At 65.9% G+C, this 21,914-nt stretch carries 17 protein-coding genes and 1 tRNA gene; 13 read left to right on the top strand and 5 right to left on the bottom strand.

All coding sequences use genetic code 11. The features are described from left to right. Positions 1-72 precede the first annotated feature (72 nt). From PUN71_RS07155 to pyk, 10 genes are all read left to right on the top strand, one after another. Positions 73-1,635, top strand: coding sequence for an anthranilate synthase component I (locus PUN71_RS07155; protein WP_043449545.1), 1,563 nt, complete (start codon positions 73-75; stop codon positions 1,633-1,635). Continuing rightward, complete coding sequence (locus tag PUN71_RS07150) at positions 1,635-2,279, top strand: Trp biosynthesis-associated membrane protein (protein WP_277797857.1); 645 nt, start codon at positions 1,635-1,637, stop codon at positions 2,277-2,279. The genes PUN71_RS07155 and PUN71_RS07150 overlap by 1 nt, the downstream gene beginning before the upstream one ends. Positions 2,280-2,384: 105 nt before the next feature. Continuing rightward, complete coding sequence (locus PUN71_RS07145) at positions 2,385-2,672, top strand: HGxxPAAW family protein (RefSeq protein ID WP_043449549.1); 288 nt, start codon at positions 2,385-2,387, stop codon at positions 2,670-2,672. Further along, positions 2,672-3,493, top strand: a complete 822-nt coding sequence (trpC, locus tag PUN71_RS07140) for an indole-3-glycerol phosphate synthase TrpC (RefSeq protein WP_277797856.1) — start codon at positions 2,672-2,674, stop codon at positions 3,491-3,493. Before PUN71_RS07145 ends, trpC begins: the two co-directional genes overlap by 1 nt. Positions 3,494-3,609: 116 nt before the next feature. Beyond that, complete coding sequence (trpB, locus tag PUN71_RS07135) at positions 3,610-4,929, top strand: tryptophan synthase subunit beta (protein ID WP_043449553.1); 1,320 nt, start codon at positions 3,610-3,612, stop codon at positions 4,927-4,929. Between the two features lie 11 nt (positions 4,930-4,940). Further along, on the top strand, positions 4,941-5,756 hold the full coding sequence (gene trpA / locus PUN71_RS07130) for a tryptophan synthase subunit alpha (protein WP_277797927.1): 816 nt from the start codon (positions 4,941-4,943) through the stop codon (positions 5,754-5,756). Positions 5,757-5,759: 3 nt separating this feature from the next. Beyond that, entirely contained in the window at positions 5,760-6,926 is a 1,167-nt protein-coding gene (gene lgt, locus PUN71_RS07125; protein ID WP_277797855.1) for a prolipoprotein diacylglyceryl transferase, read from the top strand. A 261-nt stretch (positions 6,927-7,187) separates the two neighbouring features. Beyond that, positions 7,188-11,801: a glutamate synthase large subunit gene (gene gltB / locus PUN71_RS07120; RefSeq protein ID WP_277797854.1), complete on the top strand. Its 4,614-nt coding sequence runs from the start codon at positions 7,188-7,190 to the stop codon at positions 11,799-11,801. Further along, the gene (locus PUN71_RS07115) at positions 11,794-13,251 is read left to right on the top strand and encodes a glutamate synthase subunit beta (RefSeq protein ID WP_277797853.1); all 1,458 of its coding nucleotides are present in this window, start codon (positions 11,794-11,796) and stop codon (positions 13,249-13,251) included. Before gltB ends, PUN71_RS07115 begins: the two co-directional genes overlap by 8 nt. Positions 13,252-13,328: 77 nt before the next feature. Continuing rightward, the gene (pyk, locus tag PUN71_RS07110; RefSeq protein ID WP_277797852.1) at positions 13,329-14,834 is read left to right on the top strand and encodes a pyruvate kinase; all 1,506 of its coding nucleotides are present in this window, start codon (positions 13,329-13,331) and stop codon (positions 14,832-14,834) included. Between the two features lie 161 nt (positions 14,835-14,995). Here pyk and PUN71_RS07105 read toward each other — a convergent pair whose 3' ends face one another. Continuing rightward, complete coding sequence (locus PUN71_RS07105) at positions 14,996-15,601, bottom strand: ANTAR domain-containing response regulator (RefSeq protein ID WP_009358190.1); 606 nt, start codon at positions 15,599-15,601, stop codon at positions 14,996-14,998. A 202-nt stretch (positions 15,602-15,803) separates the two neighbouring features. Here PUN71_RS07105 and PUN71_RS07100 point away from each other — a divergent pair. From PUN71_RS07100 to PUN71_RS07090, 3 genes are all read left to right on the top strand, one after another. Beyond that, positions 15,804-15,885, top strand: a tRNA-Leu gene (locus PUN71_RS07100). 280 nt (positions 15,886-16,165) lie between these two features. Beyond that, positions 16,166-16,597 carry a hypothetical protein gene (locus PUN71_RS07095; RefSeq protein WP_277797851.1) on the top strand — a complete coding sequence of 144 codons (432 nt, stop codon included), beginning with the start codon at positions 16,166-16,168 and terminating at the stop codon, positions 16,595-16,597. Positions 16,598-16,783: 186 nt separating this feature from the next. Continuing rightward, positions 16,784-16,930: a lmo0937 family membrane protein gene (locus PUN71_RS07090; RefSeq protein ID WP_110543403.1), complete on the top strand. Its 147-nt coding sequence runs from the start codon at positions 16,784-16,786 to the stop codon at positions 16,928-16,930. Between the two features lie 722 nt (positions 16,931-17,652). On the opposite strand, the gene PUN71_RS07085 is transcribed toward PUN71_RS07090, so the two are convergent. From PUN71_RS07085 to PUN71_RS07070, 4 genes are read right to left on the bottom strand one after another with little or no spacing between them, the layout of a single operon-like run. Further along, positions 17,653-18,660 (bottom strand): sugar phosphate isomerase/epimerase family protein, encoded by a 1,008-nt coding sequence (locus PUN71_RS07085; RefSeq protein ID WP_277797850.1) that lies wholly within the window; start codon positions 18,658-18,660, stop codon positions 17,653-17,655. A gap of 26 nt (positions 18,661-18,686) precedes the next feature. After that, the gene (locus PUN71_RS07080; RefSeq protein WP_277797849.1) at positions 18,687-20,183 is read right to left on the bottom strand and encodes a sugar ABC transporter ATP-binding protein; all 1,497 of its coding nucleotides are present in this window, start codon (positions 20,181-20,183) and stop codon (positions 18,687-18,689) included. Next, a complete protein-coding gene (locus PUN71_RS07075; protein WP_277797848.1) occupies positions 20,180-21,034 on the bottom strand; it encodes a sugar phosphate isomerase/epimerase family protein in 855 nt (284 codons plus the stop codon). Before PUN71_RS07075 ends, PUN71_RS07080 begins: the two co-directional genes overlap by 4 nt. After that, positions 21,027-21,878, bottom strand: a complete 852-nt coding sequence (locus PUN71_RS07070; RefSeq protein ID WP_277797847.1) for a TIM barrel protein — start codon at positions 21,876-21,878, stop codon at positions 21,027-21,029. Before PUN71_RS07070 ends, PUN71_RS07075 begins: the two co-directional genes overlap by 8 nt. Positions 21,879-21,914 lie beyond the last annotated feature (36 nt).

Raw genomic sequence — 21,914 nt, 5'->3', positions numbered from 1 at the left:
GCCACCCAGCAAGCACACTCCAGGCGCTCCCAACGCGGGCCCCTTTCGAAGAACAGGCGGACAAGCATAGCCATGCAGGACCTTGGAACCATCAGCCCAAGCCTCGAGGAATTCCGGGAACTTGCCGGCCACAGCCGCGTCATTCCTGTCCGGCTCAAGGTCCTCGCCGACGCCGAAACCCCCATCGGCCTCTACCGGAAGCTGGCCCAGGGCCAACCCGGCACCTTCTTGATGGAATCCGCGGCTGTGGGCGGAGCCTGGTCCCGCTATTCCTTCATTGGGGCCAGGTCGCGTGCCACCTTGACCACGAAGGACGGCCAGGCGCACTGGCTCGGTGAACCGCCCGCAGGCGTACCGGTCAGCGGCAGCCCCGTCGACGCCGTCCGGGACACCATCGACGCCCTGCGCACCGACCGCTTCGACGGGCTGCCGCCCTTCACCTCCGGCCTGGTCGGCTTCCTCGGCTGGGAAACCGTCCGGCACTGGGAACGGCTGGTCAGCCCGCCCGAGGACGACCTGCAACTGCCCGAGATGGCGCTGAACCTGGTCACCGACATGGCAGTGCATGACAACGTGGACGGCACAGTCCTGCTGATTGCCAACGCCATCAACTTCGACAACAGCTCCGAGCGGGTGGACGAGGCCTGGCACGACGCCGTGGCACGCGTCAAGGAACTCCTGGCGAAGATCAGCGCACCGGTGGTGCAGCCCGTCTCCGTCCTGGCTCCTGCCGCCCTGGACTTCGCCTCCAGCGTCCAGGAGCGGTGGGACGAGGCCGAATACCTTGCGGCGCTGGACCGCGGCAAGGAAGCCATTGTGGACGGCGAGGTCTTCCAGGTGGTGATTTCGCGCCGTTTCGAGATGGAATGCCAGGCGTCCGCGCTGGACGTGTACCGGGTGCTGCGGAACACCAACCCCAGCCCCTACATGTACATCTTCAGCCTGGCCGACGCCGAAGGCCGCGAGTACTCCATCGTGGGGTCCTCTCCGGAAGCACTGGTGACGGTCACGGGCGGGGAAGTCATCACCCACCCGATCGCCGGCTCCAGGCCGCGTGGCAAGACGGTGGAGGCGGACAAGGCCCTCGCCGAGGAGCTCCTCGCGGACCAGAAGGAACGCGCCGAGCACCTCATGCTGGTGGACCTGTCCCGCAACGACCTCTCGAAGGTCTGCGTGGCCGGCACCGTGGACGTCACCCAGTTCATGGAGGTGGAGCGCTTCAGCCACATCATGCACCTGGTGTCCACCGTGGTGGGCCGGCTGGCACCGAAGGCCAAGGCCTATGACGTACTCAAGGCCACCTTCCCGGCCGGCACCCTGTCCGGGGCGCCCAAGCCCAGGGCACTGCGCCTCCTCGACGAGCTGGAACCCCACCGCCGCGGCATCTACGGCGGCGTGGTGGGCTACCTCGACTTCGCCGGCGACATGGACATGGCCATTGCCATCCGGTCCGCCCTGATCCGGGAAGGCCGCGCCTACGTGCAGGCCGGCGGCGGCATCGTTGCCGACTCCGTAAACCCCACCGAGGCCCTCGAAACCGTCAACAAGGCCGCCGCCCCGCTGCGCGCCGTGCACACGGCCGGGTCGCTGCACAACATTTCCGCGGAATCCCTCCCCGGCGGGACGGAGTCCTGATGGCGGATCCGGGTACCGCTGCTGACCGCCCCGGAAAGGCCGGGAAGAGAAGGCCGGTGCCGGTGTGGGCGCGCAAGTCGACGCTGGTCATGCTGATCACCCTCCTGGCCCTGGCTGCCTTCGGGACCACGACCCAGACGTGGATGAGTGCCACCCTGGACCCCAACCAGGTGGGCCAGGCCGGCGCCGCCCAGAATGCCATCCAGGTCCAGGGCAGCAAGGCGGCCACCACCGTCACGGCACTGGCCCTTGTAGCGCTGGCCGGCGGCCTGGCCGCAGCCATTGCCGGCAGGATCGCCCGGTGGGTCATCACCGCCATCATCGTCCTTGCCTCCGCCGGCGTGGCAGCCGCTGCGGCCACTGTCCTCGCCGATCCGCTGGCGGCGGCACAGGGGAGCATCGCAGCCGCCACGGGTGTCTCCGGAAGCCAGGCGCACGTTGAACTCACCGCCTTCCCGGTGCTCGCCGTCGTCGCCGGCTGCCTGCTGGTGCTGGCCGCCCTGCTGATCGTGCCCGCATCCCGTTACTGGAAATCGCGGACGAAATATGACGCACCCGCCACCGCGGGGGCCGCGGCACCAGTGGGCCCGGTGGATGAAATCGACAGCTGGGACCGGCTGTCGCGCGGCGAGGACCCGACCTAAGGCCAGGGGCTGCCGCCGCGGTCCGGGCGCCGACGCCCGCCGATACGCGGGTGGCAGCCAAAAAATGGCAGAATGTAAGCAGTATCCACCCTGAGGAGATTTTCCATGAGCAAAGCACCTGCGTCCGTTTCCAAGTCAGGCACCCGCACGGTGGCCCCCGGCGTCATTGACCACAGCCAGGAACTGGGCCACGGCAACAGCCCGGCCGCCTGGACCTGCGTCATCGTCATGCTCGTCGGTGCGCTCATCGCAGCCATCGCCTTCGTCATCGCCAGCACGCCCATCTTCATCGGCGGCGCCGTGGTCATGGTCATCGGCCTGATCCTCGGTTACGTCATGCGCAAGGCAGGCTACGGCGTCGAAGGCAGCAAGCTGAAGAACTCCGGCCACTGATGGCGACTGTTCTCGACGACATCAACGCCGGTGTCAGGGAGGATATGGAGGCCAGGAAGCGGCTCGTTTCCCTGGCTCAGCTGAAGGACCGTGCCCAGGCCGCCGCGCCTGCCCGCGACGCCTGGGCGGCCCTTGGCGGAACCTCCCCAACCCGGGAACAGCTGAAAGTCATTGCCGAAATCAAGCGCCGCAGCCCCTCCAAGGGCGACCTCGCCAGCATCGGCGATCCGGCGTCCCTCGCCAGGCAATACGCCGACGGCGGGGCCTCCGTCATCAGCGTCCTCACCGAGCAGCGCCGCTTCAACGGCTCCCTCGCCGACCTCGACGCCGTGCGCGCCGCCGTCGACACCCCGCTGCTGCGCAAGGATTTCACGCTCGACGAGTACCAGGTCTGGGAGGCCCGTGCCCACGGGGCCGACCTCATCCTCCTCATCGTGGCCGCGCTCTCCGACGCCCAGCTGTCCGAGTTCAGCGCCCTCAGCCGCGAGCTTGGCATGAACGTGCTGGTGGAGACCCACACCGAAGAGGAAATCGAGCGGGCCGTGGCGGCCAACGCCCGGATCATCGGCGTCAACGTTCGCAATTTGAAGACGCTCGACGTCGACCGCTCAGTCTTTGCCTCCCTGGCAGGGCTGATACCCGCGGAGGCAGTCGTGGTGGCCGAATCAGGCGTCCGCGACGCCGACGACGTCACCCACTACGCCGCCAGCGGCGCCAACGCCATCCTGGTGGGCGAGGCTTTGGTCAGCCACGCCACTCCCCGGGAGCGGATTGCCGAATTCACTGCGGCAGGTGCCGCAGCCATCGCCGCCCGGGCCTGACCACACCTGGACGCAAACCCCTGCGGGTCCGGCTTGCCGCCGGCCCCAGGAACATCGTCCGGCGCCGCCGGACCAGCATGCTTTTTGACCGACCAACTCTGAACAGGACAGGACTGATGGCTGACGCACCCTCAGGAAAAGCTGACAACATCACTACGGAAGCATTCCTGCAGGGCGGATCCCTCCGCCACGCCCCGGGGCCGTACTTCGGCAACTACGGCGGCCGATGGATGCCCGAGTCGCTGATCGCCGCCCTGGACGAACTGGAAGAGACCTTCAACAAGGCCAAGGACGATCCAGAGTTCCGCGCACAGATCGCGGACCTGAACAAGAACTATTCCGGCCGGCCGTCCCTGCTGACCGAGGCCAAGCGGTTCTCCCAGCACGCCGGCGGGGTGCGGGTCTTCCTCAAACGCGAGGACCTCAACCACACCGGGTCCCACAAGATCAACAACGTCCTGGGCCAGGCGCTGCTCGCCAAGCGCATGGGCAAGACCCGCATCATCGCCGAAACCGGCGCGGGCCAGCACGGCGTGGCCAGCGCCACCGCGGCTGCACTCCTGGGCCTGGAATGCGTGGTCTACATGGGCGCCGAGGACTGCCGCCGCCAGGCGCTGAACGTCGCCCGGATGGAACTCCTGGGCGCCAAGGTGATCCCGGTGACCAGCGGCTCGCAGACCCTCAAGGACGCCATCAACGACGCCCTCCGGGACTGGGTGGCCAACGTCGCCAACACCCACTACCTGCTTGGCACGGCGGCCGGCGCCCACCCGTTCCCGGCCATGGTGCGTTACTTCCACGAGGTCATCGGTGACGAGGCCCGCGCCCAGATCCTGGAGCAGGAAGGACGCCTCCCGGATGCCGTCTGCGCCTGCATCGGCGGCGGTTCCAACGCCATCGGCATCTTCCACGGGTTCCTGGACGACCCCTCCGTAAAGATCTACGGCTTTGAGGCGGGCGGCGACGGCGTGGAGACCGGCCGGCACGCTGCCACCATCAGCCTGGGCAAGCCCGGCGTCCTCCACGGCGCACGGTCCTACCTGATGCAGGACGACGACGGCCAGACCATTGAGTCGCACTCCATCTCGGCGGGCCTGGACTACCCCGGCGTCGGCCCGGAGCACTCCTACCTGTCCGACATTGGGCGGGTGAGCTACGAGCCCATCACGGACAGCGAAGCCATGGAGGCCTTCCGCCTGCTGTGCCGCACCGAGGGCATCATTCCCGCCATCGAGTCCTCGCATGCCCTGGCCGGAGCCATCAAGGTAGGCCAGCGCCTGGCCGCCGAGGACCCAGCCACCGCCGGCGAAAAAATCATCATCGTCAACCTGTCCGGGCGCGGGGACAAGGACGTGGCCACCGCCGCCGAATGGTTTGACCTGTTGGACAAGAATTCCGCCGAATCCGAAATCGGCAAAGAGGGGGAGCAGCTGTGAACCACGCAGAGATGACCAGCAAGTCGGCAGCCGCCATTGACCGGGCCCGGGCGCAGGGACGCTCCGCCCTCATAGGCTACCTCCCCGCCGGCTACCCCAGCGTGGAGGACACCATCGCCGCCGGCATTGCCCTGGCGGAGAACGGTGCCGACCTGATCGAGATCGGCATCCCGTACTCGGATCCGGTGATGGACGGCCAGGTCATCCAGGCCGCCACCACCGAGGCCCTCGCCAAGGGCTTCCATGTCAGCCAGGTCTTCGACGTCGTGGCCGGCATCACCAGCAGGACCGACGCCGCCGTCCTGGTCATGACCTACTGGAACCCCGTGGTCCGCATGGGCGTGGACGAATTCTCCCGCCGGCTGGCCGAGGCCGGGGGAGCCGGGCTCATCACCCCGGACCTCATCCCTGATGAAGCAGCCGAGTGGATGGACGCCTCGGACAAGTACGGCCTGGACCGGGTGTTCCTCGTGGCCCCGTCCTCCACCCCCGAGCGCATGCAGCGCACCGTGGACGCCAGCCGCGGCTTCGTCTACGCCGTCTCCATCATGGGCGTCACCGGCGCCCGGACATCGGTCAGCACGGCGGCGAAGGACGTTGTGGCAGCAGCCCACGCGGCAGGTGCCGAACACGTCTGCGTAGGACTTGGCGTCTCCACCGCGGACCAGGTCCGCGAAATTGCCGCCTACGCAGAAGGCGTCATCGTAGGCACCGCCCTGGTGGCAGCACTGCGGGACGGGGGAGTAGACGCCGTCGCCGCCCTCACCAAGGACCTCAGCACGGGACTCGTGCCGGAAACCGGCCGCACCCAGGAAGCCGGGGCCTAGGCCATGCAGCCATTCCTCCAGGCGGCAGCCCTGGCCCCCGGCCTGGTTCCCGCCAGCATCCCCAGCCCGGACTGGTCCGGCTTCGACATCCCCCTGCCCTGGGGAACCTTGCGGATCCACGCCTACGCCCTGTGCATCCTGGCCGGCATCATCGTCGGCCTGTGGCTGACCTCCGTCCGCTGGGCCAAGCGCGGCGCCCCTGAAGGCAGTGTCTGGGACATCGTCATCTGGGCCATCCCGCTGGGCATTATCGGCGGCCGGCTCTACCACGTGGTGTCCTCCCCGGACGCCTACTTCGGCCCCGGCTTCGACGGCACCGGAGACCTCTCCCTGATTCCGCAGATCTGGCGCGGCGGCCTGGGGATCTGGGGTGCCGTGGTCCTGGGCGCCGTGGGTGCCTGGATCGGCTGCCGCCGCAGCGGGGTCAAGCTCAGCGCGTTCGTGGACGCGGCTGCGCCCGGGCTGCTCCTGGCCCAGGCGGTGGGCCGTTGGGGAAACTACTTCAACCAGGAACTTTTTGGCGGCCCCACCACGCTGCCCTGGGGGCTGCAGGTCGACGCCGACAACCCCAACTTCCCGGCCGGCATGCCCGCAGACACCCTGTTCCACCCCACCTTCCTCTACGAATCGCTGTGGAACCTGGCAGGCGTGCTGATCCTGCTTGCCCTGGACCGGCGCTTCCACTTCCGCCGCAGCCGGCTCTTCTGGCTCTATGCCATGTACTACACGCTGGGCCGCGTGTGGATCGAAGCGATGCGGATCGACGACGCCGAACAGATCACCATCTTCGGCATCACCACGCGCCTGAACGTGTGGACCAGCATCTTCGTATTCCTCGCGGCACTGATCGCCTTCATCCTGCTGGGCCTCAAGGGCCGGCCGGACCCCGACACCGTCTACCTCCCCGGCCACGAGCCTGTTGGGGACAGCACGGAACGCCCGGATGCCGGGACAGTCACAGAAGTCCGTGATCCGGACGCCGTTGTCTCAGATAGTGATTCGCGTGGTAATCTCCCTGATAACCAAAGCGGTTCCAGGCGTGCTTCCGACCCCACGGAAGAAGCCGAGGCTGCACCGGCGGGCTCCAAGCCCGGACCGGATGCAACGGCTGCCGGGCACTCCGGCAGCACAGCCACAGGGTCCGCATCGGAGGCCGGCTCCGGCAAGTAGGACGCCGGCCAGGCAGGGCAGCAGAGCCACCGCTCGAAGGGCCCGCAACCACAATGTCGTGGCATGGGGCACCATCCGTACAGCGTGAAGCTGCTGGCCGGTGTTGTCCCGGGCAGGGGCCTGCGTAACCGTTAGTTCAGCAGGCTGCGCTGACCTACAATTTCCAGTAATCAACACTTTGTTGTGCCCTTGCAACGGCGCCGACGAGTGGGGCCAACGGTGTCCCTTCCATACGCACGATCAGGAGGAAGGACGTCTCCCATGACCCAAACTCTTAACACTCCCAGCTGGTCTGAACCGGATCAGCCCGGGACTGCACTGTCGCCGTTCAAGCGCTTCGCCGCCATGCCGGAGGCTGCCGGGCTGTACAACCCGGAGCAGGAGAAGGACGCGTGCGGCCTTGCCATTATCGCGACCCTCCGCGGCGAGCCCGGGTACGACATCGTTGATGCCGCCCTGACCGCGCTGCGCAACCTGGAACACCGCGGTGCCGTGGGCGCCGACGAGGGAACCGGGGACGGAGCCGGCCTGCTGATGCAGATCCCGGACGAATTCTTCCGCGCCGTCACCGAGTTCGAACTGCCGGCCCCGGGCCAGTACGTTACCGGCACTGCCTTCCTGCCTGCCGAGCAGCGGGAAGCCGACGCCGCCAAGGCCGGCATCGAAGGCCTTGCCGCCGATGAGGGCCTGAAAGTCCTCGGGTGGCGCGAAGTGCCCGTCGTCGCCGACCTCGTCGGGGCCATGGCGCGTGCCTGCATGCCCTACTTCTCCCAGCCGTTCCTGGCCGCCGCCAACGGGGAGGAACTGGACCGCAACGAACTCGATGCCCGGGCCTGGCGCATCCGCAAGCGGGCCCAGAACAAGTTCGGCGTCTACTTCCCGTCGCTGTCCTCCCGCACCATCGTCTACAAGGGCATGCTCACCACCGCCCAGCTGGAGCCGTTCTACCCGGACCTGTCCGACAAGCGGTTCAAGACCAAGCTGGCGATCGTGCACTCGCGCTTCTCCACCAACACCTTCCCGTCCTGGCCCCTCGCGCAGCCGTTCCGGACCATCGCCCACAACGGTGAAATCAACACCGTCAAGGGCAACCGGAACTGGATGCGTGCCCGCCAGTCGCAGCTCGCCAACCCGCTGCTGGGCGACTCGCCGGAAGAGCTGTACCCCATCTGCACCCCCGGCGCCTCCGATTCCGCGTCCTTCGACGAGGTAGCGGAACTGCTGTGGCTCTCCGGCCGGCCCATCACGCACGCGATCATGATGATGATCCCCGAGGCCTGGGAAAACCACGCCACCATGGATCCCGCACGCCGTGCGTTCTACGAGTACCACTCGCTGCTGATGGAACCGTGGGACGGCCCCGCCGCCGTCTCCTTCACCGACGGCAACCTGGTGGGCGCCACCCTGGACCGCAACGGCCTGCGCCCCGGCCGCTTCTGGATCACCGAGGACGGCCTGATCGTCTTCGCCTCCGAGGTGGGCGTCATCGACGTCGAGCCCTCCAAAGTGGTCAAAAAGGGCCGCGTGTCCCCGGGCAAGATGTTCCTGGTGGACACCGAGGCCGGCCGCATCATCGACGATGAAGAGGTCAAGGCAGAGGTTGCCGCGGCAAACCCGTGGGCCGACTGGGTCAAGGACAACCTGATCGACCTCAACGAACTTCCCGAGCGCGAGCACGTGGTGCACACGGCAGCTTCCGTCAACATCCGCCAGCGCACCTTCGGCTACACCACCGAGGAACTGAAGATCCTGCTGGGCCCGATGGCCCGCACCGGTGCCGAGCCGCTGGGCGCCATGGGTTCGGACACCCCCGTGGCGGTGCTGTCCAAGCGCCCGCGCCTGCTCTTCGATTACTTCGTGCAGTCCTTCGCGCAGGTGACCAACCCGCCGCTGGACGCCATCCGCGAGGAACTGGTCACCTCCCTGACCTGCGCCATCGGCCCCAACGGCAACCTCCTGGACACCAAGCAGGTCCGCCAGCCGCAGGTCCAGCTGCCCTTCCCGGTGATCAACAACGACCAGCTCGCCAAGATCGCCAACATCGAGGACGCCGACGGCAACCGCGTGGCCATGAAGGTCCGCGGCCTCTACCGGCCCGAAGGCGGCGAGAACGCGCTGCGCGCACGGCTGACCGAAATCTGCGAGCAGGTGTCCGGCGCGATCAACCGCGGCGTGCAGTACATCGTGCTCTCCGACCGCGACTCCAACGCCCAGTGGGCACCCATCCCGTCCCTGCTGCTGGTCAGCGCCGTGCACCACCACCTGCTGCGCAGTGCCAACCGCACCAAGACCGCCCTGGTGGTGGAGGCCGGCGACGTCCGCGAGACGCACCATGTTGCGGTCCTGATCGGGTACGGCGCATCCGCCGTCAACCCGTACCTGGCCATGGAATCGGTGGAGCAGCTCATCGCTGCCGGCGACGTCACCGGCGTCACCCCGCAGGACGGCGTCTACAACCTCATCAAGGGCCTGGGCAAGGGCGTCCTGAAGATCATGTCCAAGATGGGCATCTCCACGGTGGCCTCCTACACCGGCGCCCAGACCTTCGAGGCACTGGGCCTCGGCCAGGAACTGGTGGACGAATTCTTCGCCGGCACGCACTCCCAGCTGGGCGGCGTGGGCCTGGACGTCATCGCGGCCGAAGTTTCCGCGCGGCACCAGATGGCCTACCCCGAGGGCGGCATCGAGCAGCCGCACCGCCCACTGCTGGGCGGCGGCGAGTACCAGTGGCGCCGCGACGGCGAGCCGCACCTGTTCAACCCGGAGACCGTCTTCCGGCTGCAGCACGCCACCCGTGAACGCCGCTACGACATCTTCAAGGCCTACACCAAGGGCGTGGACGACCAGTCCACCAACCTGATGACCCTCCGCGGCCTGCTCAAGTTCAAGAACGAGCGCCCCTCCGTGCCCCTTGAGGAAGTGGAGCCCGTCTCCAGCATCGTCAAGCGGTTCTCCACCGGAGCCATGAGCTACGGCTCCATCTCCCAGGAGGCCCACGAGACGCTGGCCATCGCCATGAACCAGCTGGGCGGCAAGTCCAACACCGGGGAAGGCGGCGAGGACGTGGACCGCCTGCTCGACCCCAAGCGCCGTTCCGCGGTCAAGCAGATCGCCTCCGGCCGGTTCGGTGTCACCAGCCTCTACCTCACCAACGCCGACGACATCCAGATCAAGATGGCTCAGGGTGCCAAGCCCGGCGAGGGCGGCCAGCTCATGGCGCAGAAGGTCTACCCGTGGGTGGCCCGGACGCGGCACTCGACCCCCGGCGTCGGGCTGATCTCCCCGCCCCCGCACCACGACATCTACTCGATCGAGGACCTCGCGCAGCTCATCTATGATGCCAAGCGCGCCAACCCCTCGGCACGGGTGCACGTGAAGCTTGTCTCGGAAGTCGGGATCGGCACCGTGGCGTCCGGCGTGACGAAGGCGAAGGCCGACGTCGTACTTGTCTCCGGACATGACGGCGGCACGGGCGCCTCGCCGCTGAACTCGCTCAAGCACGCCGGTGTCCCGTGGGAGCTCGGCCTCGCCGAGACCCAGCAGACGCTGATGCTCAACGGCCTGCGCGACCGCGTGGTGGTGCAGGTGGACGGCCAGCTCAAGACCGGCCGCGACGTGGTCATCGCCGCCCTGCTTGGCGGTGAGGAGTTCGGCTTCGCCACCGCCCCGCTGGTGGTGGAAGGCTGCATCATGATGCGCGTCTGCCACCTGGACACCTGCCCCGTGGGCGTCGCCACCCAGAACCCCGAGCTGCGCGCCCGCTTCAGCGGCAAGCCGGAGTTCGTGGTGAACTTCTTCGAGTTCCTGGCCGAGGAAGTCCGCGAGATCCTCGCGGAGCTCGGTTTCCGGAGCCTCGAGGAGGCCATCGGCCACGCCGAAGTCCTGGACACCCGCGAAGCCATCGACCACTGGAAGGCCGAGGGCCTGGACCTGGATCCGATCCTGCACGGCCTGGAGTTCGACGACGACGCGCCGCTGCGCAACATGACCGGCCAGAACCATGAACTGGACAAGCACTTCGACCAGCGCCTGATCACCATGGCCACCGAAGCGCTGACGGACCGCAGCCCGGTGAAGATCACCGTGGACGTCATCAACACCGACCGTTCTGTGGGCACCATGCTGGGCCACGTTGTCACCAAGACCTTTGGTACCGACGTCCTGGCAACCGACACCATCGACATCACGCTGAACGGCACCGCCGGGCAGTCGCTGGGCGCCTTCCTGCCCGCAGGCATCACCCTGCGGCTCTTCGGTGACTCGAACGACTACGTGGGCAAGGGACTCTCCGGCGGCCGGATCATCGTCCGCCCGGACCGGACCAACGTGTTCAAGGCGGAGACCAATGTCATCGCCGGCAACGTCATCGGCTACGGCGCCACCAGCGGTGAGCTGTTCCTGCGCGGCCAGGTGGGCGAACGCTTCCTGGTCCGCAACTCCGGTGCCACCGCCGTCGTCGAAGGCATCGGCGACCATGGCTGTGAGTACATGACCGGCGGCCAGACGCTGATCATCGGCCGCACCGGCCGCAACTTCGGCGCCGGCATGTCCGGCGGCACCGCCTACGTCCTGGACCTGGATACCGCCAAGGTCAACAAGGACGCCCTGCAGTCCGGCGAACTCCAGCTCCGCGAGCTGGACGCCGAGGACCGCGACATCGTCCACGGCCTGCTGGTCAAGCACGTGGAAGAAACTGACTCCCAGCTGGCGGCGCGCCTCCTCGAGAACTTCGATGACACCGCTGCCCGCATCACCAAGGTGCTGCCGCGCGACTACGCGGCCGTGCTGCAAACCCGTCTCGACGCCATCGAAGAGGGCCTTGACCCGGACGGCGAAGAAGTATGGTCTCGAATCCTGGAGGTGACCGGTGGCTGATCCACGCGGATTTCTGAAAGTACGCCAGCGTGAAACCCAGCCGCGCCGTCCCGTTCCTGTCCGCATCATGGACTGGAAGGAAGTCTATGAGGCGCAGGAAAAGGGCACGCTGAAGGCCCAGGCCGGGCGCTGCATGGACTGCGGCGTCCCGTTCTGCCACCAGGGCTGCCCGCTGGGCAACCTGATTCCCGAGTGGAACGACCTCATGTGGCGGGACAAGGGCGAGGAAGCGATCGAGCGGCTGCACGCTACGAACAACTTCCCGGAGTTCACCGGCCGGCTCTGCCCGGCACCCTGCGAGGCGTCCTGCGTGCTGGGTATCAACCAGCCCGCCGTGACCATCAAGCAGGTTGAGGTGTCGATCATCGACGAGGCCTGGGACAACGGCTGGGTTAACCCGCTGCCGCCCACGCGCCTCACCGGCAAGACCGTGGCCGTGGTCGGTTCCGGCCCTGCAGGCCTGGCCGTCGCCCAGCAGCTCACCCGGGTGGGCCACACCGTGGCCGTCTACGAGCGGGACGACAAGATCGGCGGACTGCTCCGCTACGGCATCCCCGACTTCAAGATGGAAAAGGAGCAGGTGGACCGCCGCGTCGAACAGATGAAGTCCGAAGGCACCCGCTTCCGGACCGGCGTGGCCGTGGGGACCGACGTGACCTGGGAGCAGCTGCGCCGGCGTTACGACGCCGTCGTGGTCTGCACCGGCGCCACCGTCCCGCGCGACCTGCCCATCCCGGGCCGCGACCTGGACGGCATCCACTTCGCCATGGACTACCTGGTTCCCGCCAACCGCGCGGTCGCTGGGGAAACCATCGAAAACCAGATCAACGCGCACGGCAAGCACGTGGTGATCCTCGGCGGCGGCGACACCGGTGCCGACTGCCTGGGTACCGCCCACCGGCACGGCGCTGCCTCGGTGACCACCCTGGCAATCGGCAAGCAGCCGCCGTCGGAGCGTGCCAGCCACCAGCCGTGGCCGACGTTCCCCACCCTGTTCGAGGTGGCCAGCGCCCACGAGGAAGGCGGCGAACGCACCTACCTCGCCTCCACCGTCGAGTTCGTTGGCGAAAACGGCAGGCTGACCGGCGTCAAGGTGGCCGAGACGGAATTCGTGGACGGCAAGCGCCTGCCCAAGGCCGGCACCGAGCGGATCATCCCGGCCGACTTGGTGTTCCTGTCCCTTGGCTTCACCGGCGCTGAGCCGGCCGGCATCACCGAGCAGGTGCACGCCGAGTTCGACGGCCGCGGCAACGTGGCCCGCGACGGCTACTACATGACCAACACCGAAGGTGTATTCGTCGCCGGTGACGCCGGCCGCGGACAGTCGTTGATCGTGTGGGCCATCGCCGAAGGCCGTGCCGCCGCAGCAGCCGTGGACAAGTACCTGATGGGAAGCACCATCCTCCCCGCTCCCGTTGCGCCGACGGACCGCGCCATCGCCGTCCTCTAGCCACAGACCCGGGGGATGCACCGAGGGTTCACCTCGCCGACAACTTAACCAATGCAAGAGACCAATAGGGTAGGTATATGAGACGCGCAAAAATTGTGGCTACGTTCGGCCCGGCAATTGCCAGCTACGAGAACACCCTGGCTGTGCTGGAGGCCGGCGTTGACGTCGCCCGCATGAACATGAGCCACGGCGACTACACCGTGCATGACAACACCTACGAAAACGTGCGGAAGGCGGCCTCCGACCTGGGGAAGGCCGTGGCGATCATGGCCGACCTGCAGGGTCCCAAGATCCGCCTGGGCCGTTTCGTCGACGGCCCGCACGCGCTGGCCGTCGGTGACATCTTCACCATCACCACCGAGGACGTCCCCGGTACGCAGGAGATCTGCTCCACCACCCTGAAGAGCCTCACCGAGGACGTCAAGGTGGGCGACGCCCTGCTGATCGACGACGGCAAGGTGGCCCTGCGTGCCATCGAGGTGGACGACGTCAAGGTGGTCGCCGAGGTGACCGTCGGCGGCATGGTGTCCAACAACAAGGGCATCAACCTTCCCGGCGTGGCCGTGAACGTCCCCGCGCTGAGCGAAAAGGATGAGGACGACCTCCGCTGGGCCCTGCGCCGCGGCGTTGACCTGGTGGCACTGTCCTTCGTCCGCGACGCCTCCGACATCACCCGCGTGCACGAGATTATGGACGAGGAAGGCCGCCGCGTGCCGGTCATCGCCAAGATCGAGAAGCCGCAGGCCGTTGAGCAGCTGCCTGAGATCATCGACGCGTTCGATGCCATCATGGTGGCCCGTGGCGACCTTGGCGTGGAGCTTCCGCTGGAGGAAGTGCCGATCGTGCAGAAGCGTGCAGTGGAACTGGCACGCCGCTGGGCGAAGCCGGTCATCGTGGCCACCCAGGTGCTCGAGTCCATGATCGACAACCCGCGCCCCACCCGTGCAGAGGCGTCCGACTGCGCCAACGCCGTCCTGGACGGTGCCGACGCCGTCATGCTCTCCGGTGAGACCAGCGTGGGCAAGTACCCGATCGAGACCGTCAAGACCATGGCCCGGATCATCGAATCCACCGAGGTCCACGGCCTGGAGCGCGTCCCCCCGCTGGGCACCAAGCCCAGGACCCGTGGCGGTGCCATCACCCGTGCCGCCGTCGAAATCGCCGACCAGCTGGACGCAAAGTACATCTGTGCGTTCACCCAGTCCGGCGACTCGGCCCGTCGCCTGTCCCGCCTGCGCCCCATCAAGCCGGTCTTCGCGTTCACCCCGGTGGAGCAGGTCTGGAACCAGATGGCGCTGACCTGGGGCATCCAGCCCGTGCTGGTGCAGATGGTGGACCACACCGACGCCATGACCGCCCAGGTTGACCGCAGCCTGGAGGAAATGGGGCTGGTTGAGGACGGTGACCTGGTGGTCATCGCTGCCGGTTCGCCTCCCGGAAAGGCCGGCTCCACGAACTCCCTGAAGGTGCACAAGGTAGGCGACCTCGCCGACTCCACGCGCGCCGGAGAGTTCGTGAGCAACAAGGAAAAGCTCGGCCCCTGGCCGGAAAAGAAGAAGAAGAACCAAGCCGCCCAGGCCTAGGCTTCAACGCAAAAGGACCCCTGCCGGTTGGCGGGGGTCCTTTTCGCTGTGCTGGCGTGGCCGCCTTGGTGACCGTTACTGTGGGGCCGCCTTACCCTGGGGCCGCCTTACACTTGGGCGGCCGGGCCGTCGTCGTAATGTCCCGAGGCCCGGCCGGCCGGCTAGTTGACCTGGTTGATGATGGTTTCGGCAACCTCGCGCATGCTGAGGCGGCGGTCCATGGAGGTCTTCTGGATCCAGCGGAACGCTTCCGGTTCCGTCAGGCCCATCTTGGTGGTGAGCAGGCTCTTGGCGCGTTCGACCAGCTTGCGGGTGGCGAACTGTTCCTGCAGGTCCGACACCTCGCTTTCGAGGGCCTTGATCTCCTCGTGGCGGGAGAGCGCGATCTCCAGGGCGGGGATGAGGTCCGCCGGGGTGAACGGCTTGACCACGTAGGCCATGGCGCCGGCGTCGCGGGCACGCTCCACCAGTTCCTTCTGGCTGAAGGCGGTCAGCAGCACCACGGGGGCGATGCGGGCCTTGACGATCTTTTCGGCCGCAGAGATGCCGTCCATGACAGGCATCTTGACGTCCATGAGGACCAGGTCCGGCTTCAGTTCCTCGGCGAGCTGGACGGCCTTTTCGCCATTGTCCGCCTCACCCACAACGTCGTAGCCTTCGCCGCGCAGGATCTCGATGATATCGAGGCGGATGAGGGTTTCATCCTCTGCCACAATGACGCGGCGCGCCGGCTGGGACGTGGGCTTGGACTCCGTCTGTTCAGTCACGGGATCTCCTTGAAAAGGTACGGCGGGACATCACTATCTTAGGTGCCACCGCGGCTGTACTTGGCTTGCAGGGGTTCGTTTGCGGCGACGGCGGCGCGATTCTGGAATTCAGCCTATCTGCATGTAGAGTAATTCCGCGTACGTGAAGCGATCGCGTTGCTCACAGTCAGCTGTGGGCGTACTCTTGCTCCTCGTATTCCGCGCCCGAGTGGCGGAATTGGCAGACGCGCCGCACTCAAAATGCGGTATCGAAAGGTGTGTGGGTTCGAGTCCCACCTCGGGCACAATGTTTCCGCAGGTCAGCGGCGTATTGGCGTGAGCAGTGTTGACAAAGCTTGACTTAATGAAATCTCAGGTCTAGACGCTGCCGCAGGGACCGTAAGGCCGCCGCCGCTTTAGGCGGTAGGAGCTGGGGCGCGTCCTGGCGGGAGATCACCTTGACGGCCTCGCGCTTCTTGCCGTAGGAGTAGTCTCTTGGGGTCGCAGCAGTACTGCTTAGGGAGTAACCCCAGATACCTCCCCGGGACGATGCGGGACGTGCGGCTGCCGATTAGCGTCGTTGGTATGACAACCATCAAGAACTCCGGGCAGGGATTTTCCTCGGACCGCATTCGCCGCGCCGTCGCCTCCCTGATGCTCTTTGAGGCCCAGTCCCTGGCGGTGATCTCGGGACTGCACCTCTCCGGTGTCATCGCCGGCGGCGCCAAGCACTACAACCCGGCGGCCGCCGGGATCGCCGAAGCAATCATTGGAGTGGTCCTCATTGCCGGCGCCGTGCTGGCCATACGCAGTCCGGCGCGCGGGCGCACAGCAGCGGTAGTGGCAACGGGTTTCGCTATCGTGGGCTTCCTCGTCGGGTTCGGTTTTACGCTCAGTGGCGGACAACCTGCTGACGTGGCCTATCACGCTACGGTGCTGCCCTTGCTGGTCGTCACGCTGTCGCTGTCACTCCGAAAAACCAAGGCCCGCGGTCGCTCCGCACATGCCCACGCGTAGCCGGTGATCAGCGTGAAGGCCGGTTCGACGCCTGGATTGGTGAAGTGCGCGAGCAGATCGGCGCAGCAGACGAAAGAATCGCCAGGTTCCGGCCGTACTGCTGTGACATGTCGTAGGCTGAGCGCACTATACGGACAGCGGGCGGGGAGCAGTATTCCATCCGCAGAGTGAACGAAGGAGATATTCATGTTGCTTTGGATAGCCATCATTATCGCCGTTCTCTGGCTGCTCGGCCTGTTGGCCAACATCGGCGGCGGACTCATTCACATCCTGCTGGTAGTGGCCGTGATCGTCCTGATCATCCACTTTGTCCGCGGCAGGTCCCGCGTCTGACCGCAACGTCCGACGCGAAACCTGTGGGACAAAGAAGAGGGAAGGCCAATCGGGCCTTCCCTCTTTTGCGTTTGCTCTCCTGGTCAGCTGCGGGGCTGCGTGGCGAACGGTTACTTTTCGGCCCTTCCGGGTTCTCCTTGATTGTGCCGCTGGGTTGACGGCGGAAGCCGCGCCGCTCAACCATGGCCACAGCCGACAAAACCAATGCCTTGGGCAACACCACCGCTCTTCGTTGCCGTCTTCAACTCGCACGGACGGCCCGAGATGATCGATCTGCAACATTCGTGGGGTGCCGATCCGATGCATTCAATCCTTATACGACAGAGCCCTGTAGGACTGGCCACATCAATCGGGAACTACGACGTGGCAACGGTATTAGAGACCGCTTGTTGTTCCGCGGAGGCAAACCGTGCGGAAGAGTTGCAGATGCAGCCTAGGCATGGAGACTGCACCGCCTGCCGATACCTGCGGCTCGACCGCTCTACCGGCCTGCGCATTCCTAGTCCATGACTTCGTCGGTGCCGCTATGGTTTGTGGATGGCTCGCTCGCATGCCTGCCAATAGCAGCGGTCTGCCTGTGGTCGGAGGACGAAGCGGTTGGGCATACCCGCTCCTTGTCGTTGCCGCCTTTGCTTCATCCACAGGGCCGCGAAGGCTAGTGCAAGCGACTTCAAGACGGACATTTTCTTGTCCGGTTCAGGAGTATTTCAATCCAGCGAACCTCAACTGCTGAAGGCGGCGTCGAAGCTGGTTTGGGAGGCGGGGAAGTCGAACTTCTTCAGCGCTGCGAGGGCTTCGGGGGCGCCGTGGAGGCGGTCCATGCCGGCGTCTTCCCACTCGATGCTGATGGGTCCGTTGTAGCCGATGGCGGTGAGGGCGCGGAAGGAGGCTTCCCAGGGGACGTTGCCGCGGCCGGCGGAGACGAAGTCCCAGCCGCGGCGCGGGTCGCCCCAGGGCAGGTGCGAGCCCATGACCGTGTTCCGGCCGGTGGGCCGGAGCTTGGTGTCCTTGCAGTCCACGTGGTAGATCCGGTCCTTGAAGTCCCAGATGAAGGAGACCGGGTCAATGCCCTGCCACATGAAGTGCGACGGGTCCCAGTTCAGGCCGAACGCTTCGCGGTGCCCGATCGCTTCCAATGTTCGGACGGTGGTCCAGTAGTCGTAGGCGATCTCGGACGGGTGGACTTCATGGGCGAAACGGACCCCGCATTCGTCGAAGACGTCCAGGATGGGGTTCCAGCGGTCGGCGAAGTCCTGGTAGCCGGCGTCGATGACCTTTTCCGGGACGGGCGGGAACATGGCGACGTACTGCCAGATGGAGGAGCCGGTGAACCCGACCACGGTGTCCACACCGAGGGCCTTGGCGAGCCGGGCGGTGTGTTTCATTTCCTCGGCGGCGCGGGTGCGGACGCCTTCGGGATCGCCGTCGCCCCAGACCGTGGACCCGACGATCGCTTCGTGGCGGAAGTCGATCGGGTCATCGCACACGGCCTGGCCCTTGAGATGGTTGGAGATCGCCCAGACCTTCAGGTTGTACTTCTCCAGGATGGCGAGTTTGGCGTCAACGTAGCCGGGTTCGTCCCAGCGCCAGGCGTCCAGGTGGTCGCCGGAGACGGCGATTTCCAGGCCGTCATAACCCCAGCCGGAGGCCAGGCGCGCGACTTCCTCGAAGGGCAGGTCGGCCCACTGGCCGGTGAACAGGGTGAACGGGCGGGTTTGTTGATCGGTCATGATGGTTTCCGTTCTGGGAGGATGGCTTATGCCGCGGCGTAGGCGATGACGTTCTCTTTGGTTGCCTGGGCCTTGTCGAGCTCGGCCACGACCCGGCCGGCCCGCATGACCATGACGCGGTCGGAGAGTTCGAGCAGTTCGGGGAGTTCACTTGAGATGACGAGGACGGCCACCCCTTGGCGGGCGAGCTGTTCAATCAGGCGGTGGATTTCGGCCTTGGCGCCGATGTCGATGCCCTTTGTTGGCTCGTCCAGGATGAGGACCTTGGGGTTGCTGGCCAGGCAGCGTGCGATGATGACTTTTTGCTGGTTGCCGCCGGAGAGGGACTGTATCGGGGTTTCGGCCGACGGGGTCCTGACATCGAGTTCCTTGATGTAGTCGGCTACCATCTTCTTTTCATAGCCGCGCTTCAGCACTCCCCAGCGGCTGATGTGCTTTAGGAGTGTCAGCGTGGTGTTTTCCCGGATGGACAGCATGGGAATGATGGCTTGGAGCTTCCGTTCCTCGGGGACGAGGGCGATTCCCGCTGCGATCCCGGCTGTAGCGTCGTTCAGGCGGAGCTTTCGCCCGCCGATCTCGACGGTTCCTGCGTCGGCCTTATCGGCGCCGTAGATGCAGCGGGCGACCTCGGTACGGCCGGCTCCGACGAGTCCGGCCAATCCGACGATCTCCCCTGCGTGCAGCTTCAGATGCACGTCCGCGAAGGCACCTGCGCGGCTTAGGCCGCGGGCTTCGAGTACCAGATCACCGCGTTCCCGGGGGACGTGCTCGTAGAGATCGACGTCTTTGCCGACCATGAGCTGCACGACGGAGCGGGCGTCGAGCTGGTCCGCCGGGACGGAGGATGCAACGGTCTTGCCTTCACGGATTACGGTGATCTTGTCGGCCAGGGTGAAGACTTCCTCCAGTTTGTGCGACACGTACATGATCGCCAGGCCTTTGCCCCGCAGTTCGTGGACCAGCTTGTAGAGTTTGTCAACGTCCTGCTCGGTCAGGGCGGTGGTGGGTTCGTCCATGATGATGACCCTGGCGTCCTGCGCTATGGCGCGGGCGATTTCGACCATTTGACCGTCCACGGTGGAAAGGGCCATGGCGGGGGTGTCGAGGTTGAGGTGCGGGGCGACCTGGTCGAGGGCTTTCCGGGCGCGTTTGCGGATCTCGCGGCGGGAGAGGAACCCTTTTTTACCGCCCCAGTTGCCGAGAAGGATGTTCTCCGCGACGGAGAGGTCCGGCACGAGGTTGTGTTCCTGGTAGATGGTGGCGATGCCGGCGGCCTTGGAGGCGACGGTGCTGGCGTGCATGAGCTGGCCGTCGACGTAGACCCCACCTTCGTCGGGAGTGTAAAAACCGCTCAGTGTCTTGATCAGCGTTGATTTTCCGGCGCCGTTTTCACCGCAGACGCAGTGCACCTCTCCGGCATGAAGCTCAAAGTTCATGCCGGAGAGGGCGACAACGCCCGGAAACAGTTTTACAAGGTTGCGTGCTTCGACGATGGCCGGAGCACCTCCGGGCGTTGGGGTCACGGCAGTTCCCTCCTCAGGAAGGTAAGTCCGTCACGGGCGAGTGCGTCCATGGACGGTGCCACAGGGCGCCACAGGGACACGGCTTTGGCGATTTCTTCAACGGTGGGCAGGAAGGACTCCACGACGATGGAACCCTGGTAATCGATCGTTTTCAGCGCGTCAAAGGTCTCGGACCAGGGGACGTGGCCGCTGCCGGGCGTTCCGCGGTCGTTTTCGGAGACCTGGAAGTGGAAAACCTTGTCACCGGCTGCCGTTATGGCTTCACCGATGTTCTTCTCTTCGATGTTCATGTGGAAGGTGTCGAGCATGAGGCCCACGTTGTCCCGGCCGATCAGTTCGCACAGTTCCAGACCTTGCTGGACGGTGTTGACCAGGTCCGTTTCGAAGCGGTTGAGCGGTTCGATGGCGAGGGTGACGCCGCGTTCGGCCGCGTAGTCGGCGACTTCGCTGAGGCTGTCGGCCGCCCACTGGCGCTGCTGGCGGCGTTCTTCCGGGGGAAGCAGCCGGGCTTTGCCGGTGGCGGAGTACATCGGGCCGGCCACGTGCGGGGATCCGACTTCCTGGGCGATGTCGACGCACAGCTTCAGGTAGTCGATGCCCTGCCGCCGCTTCTGGGGGTCCTCGTGGGAGACGTCCCGGTCCGGTCCGAACGCCCCGCAGATGGATACGGGCAGCCCGGTGCGCTCGGAGGCCTTCTTCAGCGCTTCCGCGCTGACCACGGCAGGGTCTTCGATGCAGACCTCGATGAGGTCGTAGCCCATGTCTTTGGCAACGTCGAACTGGTCAACGTCCTGGTCGGTGAAGGGTGAGACCAGGATGAAGGTGCTGATCCCGAATTGGTATTTACTCATTGGGCCACAGCTCCTGTTCCAGCTTCTTCATCTCGTTGATGGCCTTTTCCGTGTAGGGGTCCAGGAACTCCAGGTGGCCGCCGCGTGCCATCATCGCGAACGGGTTCGATGCGGCCGGAAGGAGTTCGAAGGTCAGGTAACCGTCGAAGTTGATGTCCTTGAGTGTCTGCAGGGTCGGGCGGAAGTCGATGTGTCCTACTCCGGGGGCGGCACGGTTCGAGTCTGCGAGGTGGACGTGGTTGACCTTGCCGCCGGCGCGGGCGAAGGCGCCGTGGATGGTGTCTTCCTCAATGTTCATGTGGAAGAGGTCGCCGTGCACACCACCGTTCTTCAGACCTGTAGCGTCCAGGAGCTCGACTGCGCGGTCGAGCCGGTTGAGGAAGTGTGTCTCGTAACGGTTCCACGGTTCGAGGGTGATGTTCACGCCCACGCTTGCGGCGTATTCACCGAGTGTGCGGACGTTCTCCACGGCCCAGTCCCATTCCTGTTCGTCGCTGGCCAGAGCCTCGGTCTTGCCGACCGGGGATGGTCCGACGATGATGGTCGGGGCTCCGACGCCGGCGGCGAAGTCGGCGACGGATTTGCCGTAGTCCAGTGCCTTCTGCCGGTTGGCTGCGCTGGGGTTGATCAGGTCACGTTCCTCGCCGAACCAGATGCTGCAGATGGAGCTGACGTCGATGCCGGCATCCTTGGTCAGCTTGTTGATCTCTTCGACGTTGTGTGTTGCGGGTTCTCCGACGAGTTCGATGGCGTCGTAGCCGTAGCGGGCTACACGGTCGATTCCTTTGGCGATGTCTTCCTGGTAGTAAACGATGGCGTTGTAGGAATATTTGAAGCGGGACACATTTTCTCCTTGAATTACTGTCGGTGCTGGACGGGC

Origin of the sequence: Arthrobacter sp. NQ7 (genome assembly GCF_029581595.2) — a bacterium.
Taxonomy (GTDB): domain Bacteria; phylum Actinomycetota; class Actinomycetes; order Actinomycetales; family Micrococcaceae; genus Arthrobacter; species Arthrobacter phenanthrenivorans_B.
The sequence above is the reverse complement of the archived record's forward strand: the minus strand, read 5'-3'. Positions and strand labels throughout refer to the sequence as shown.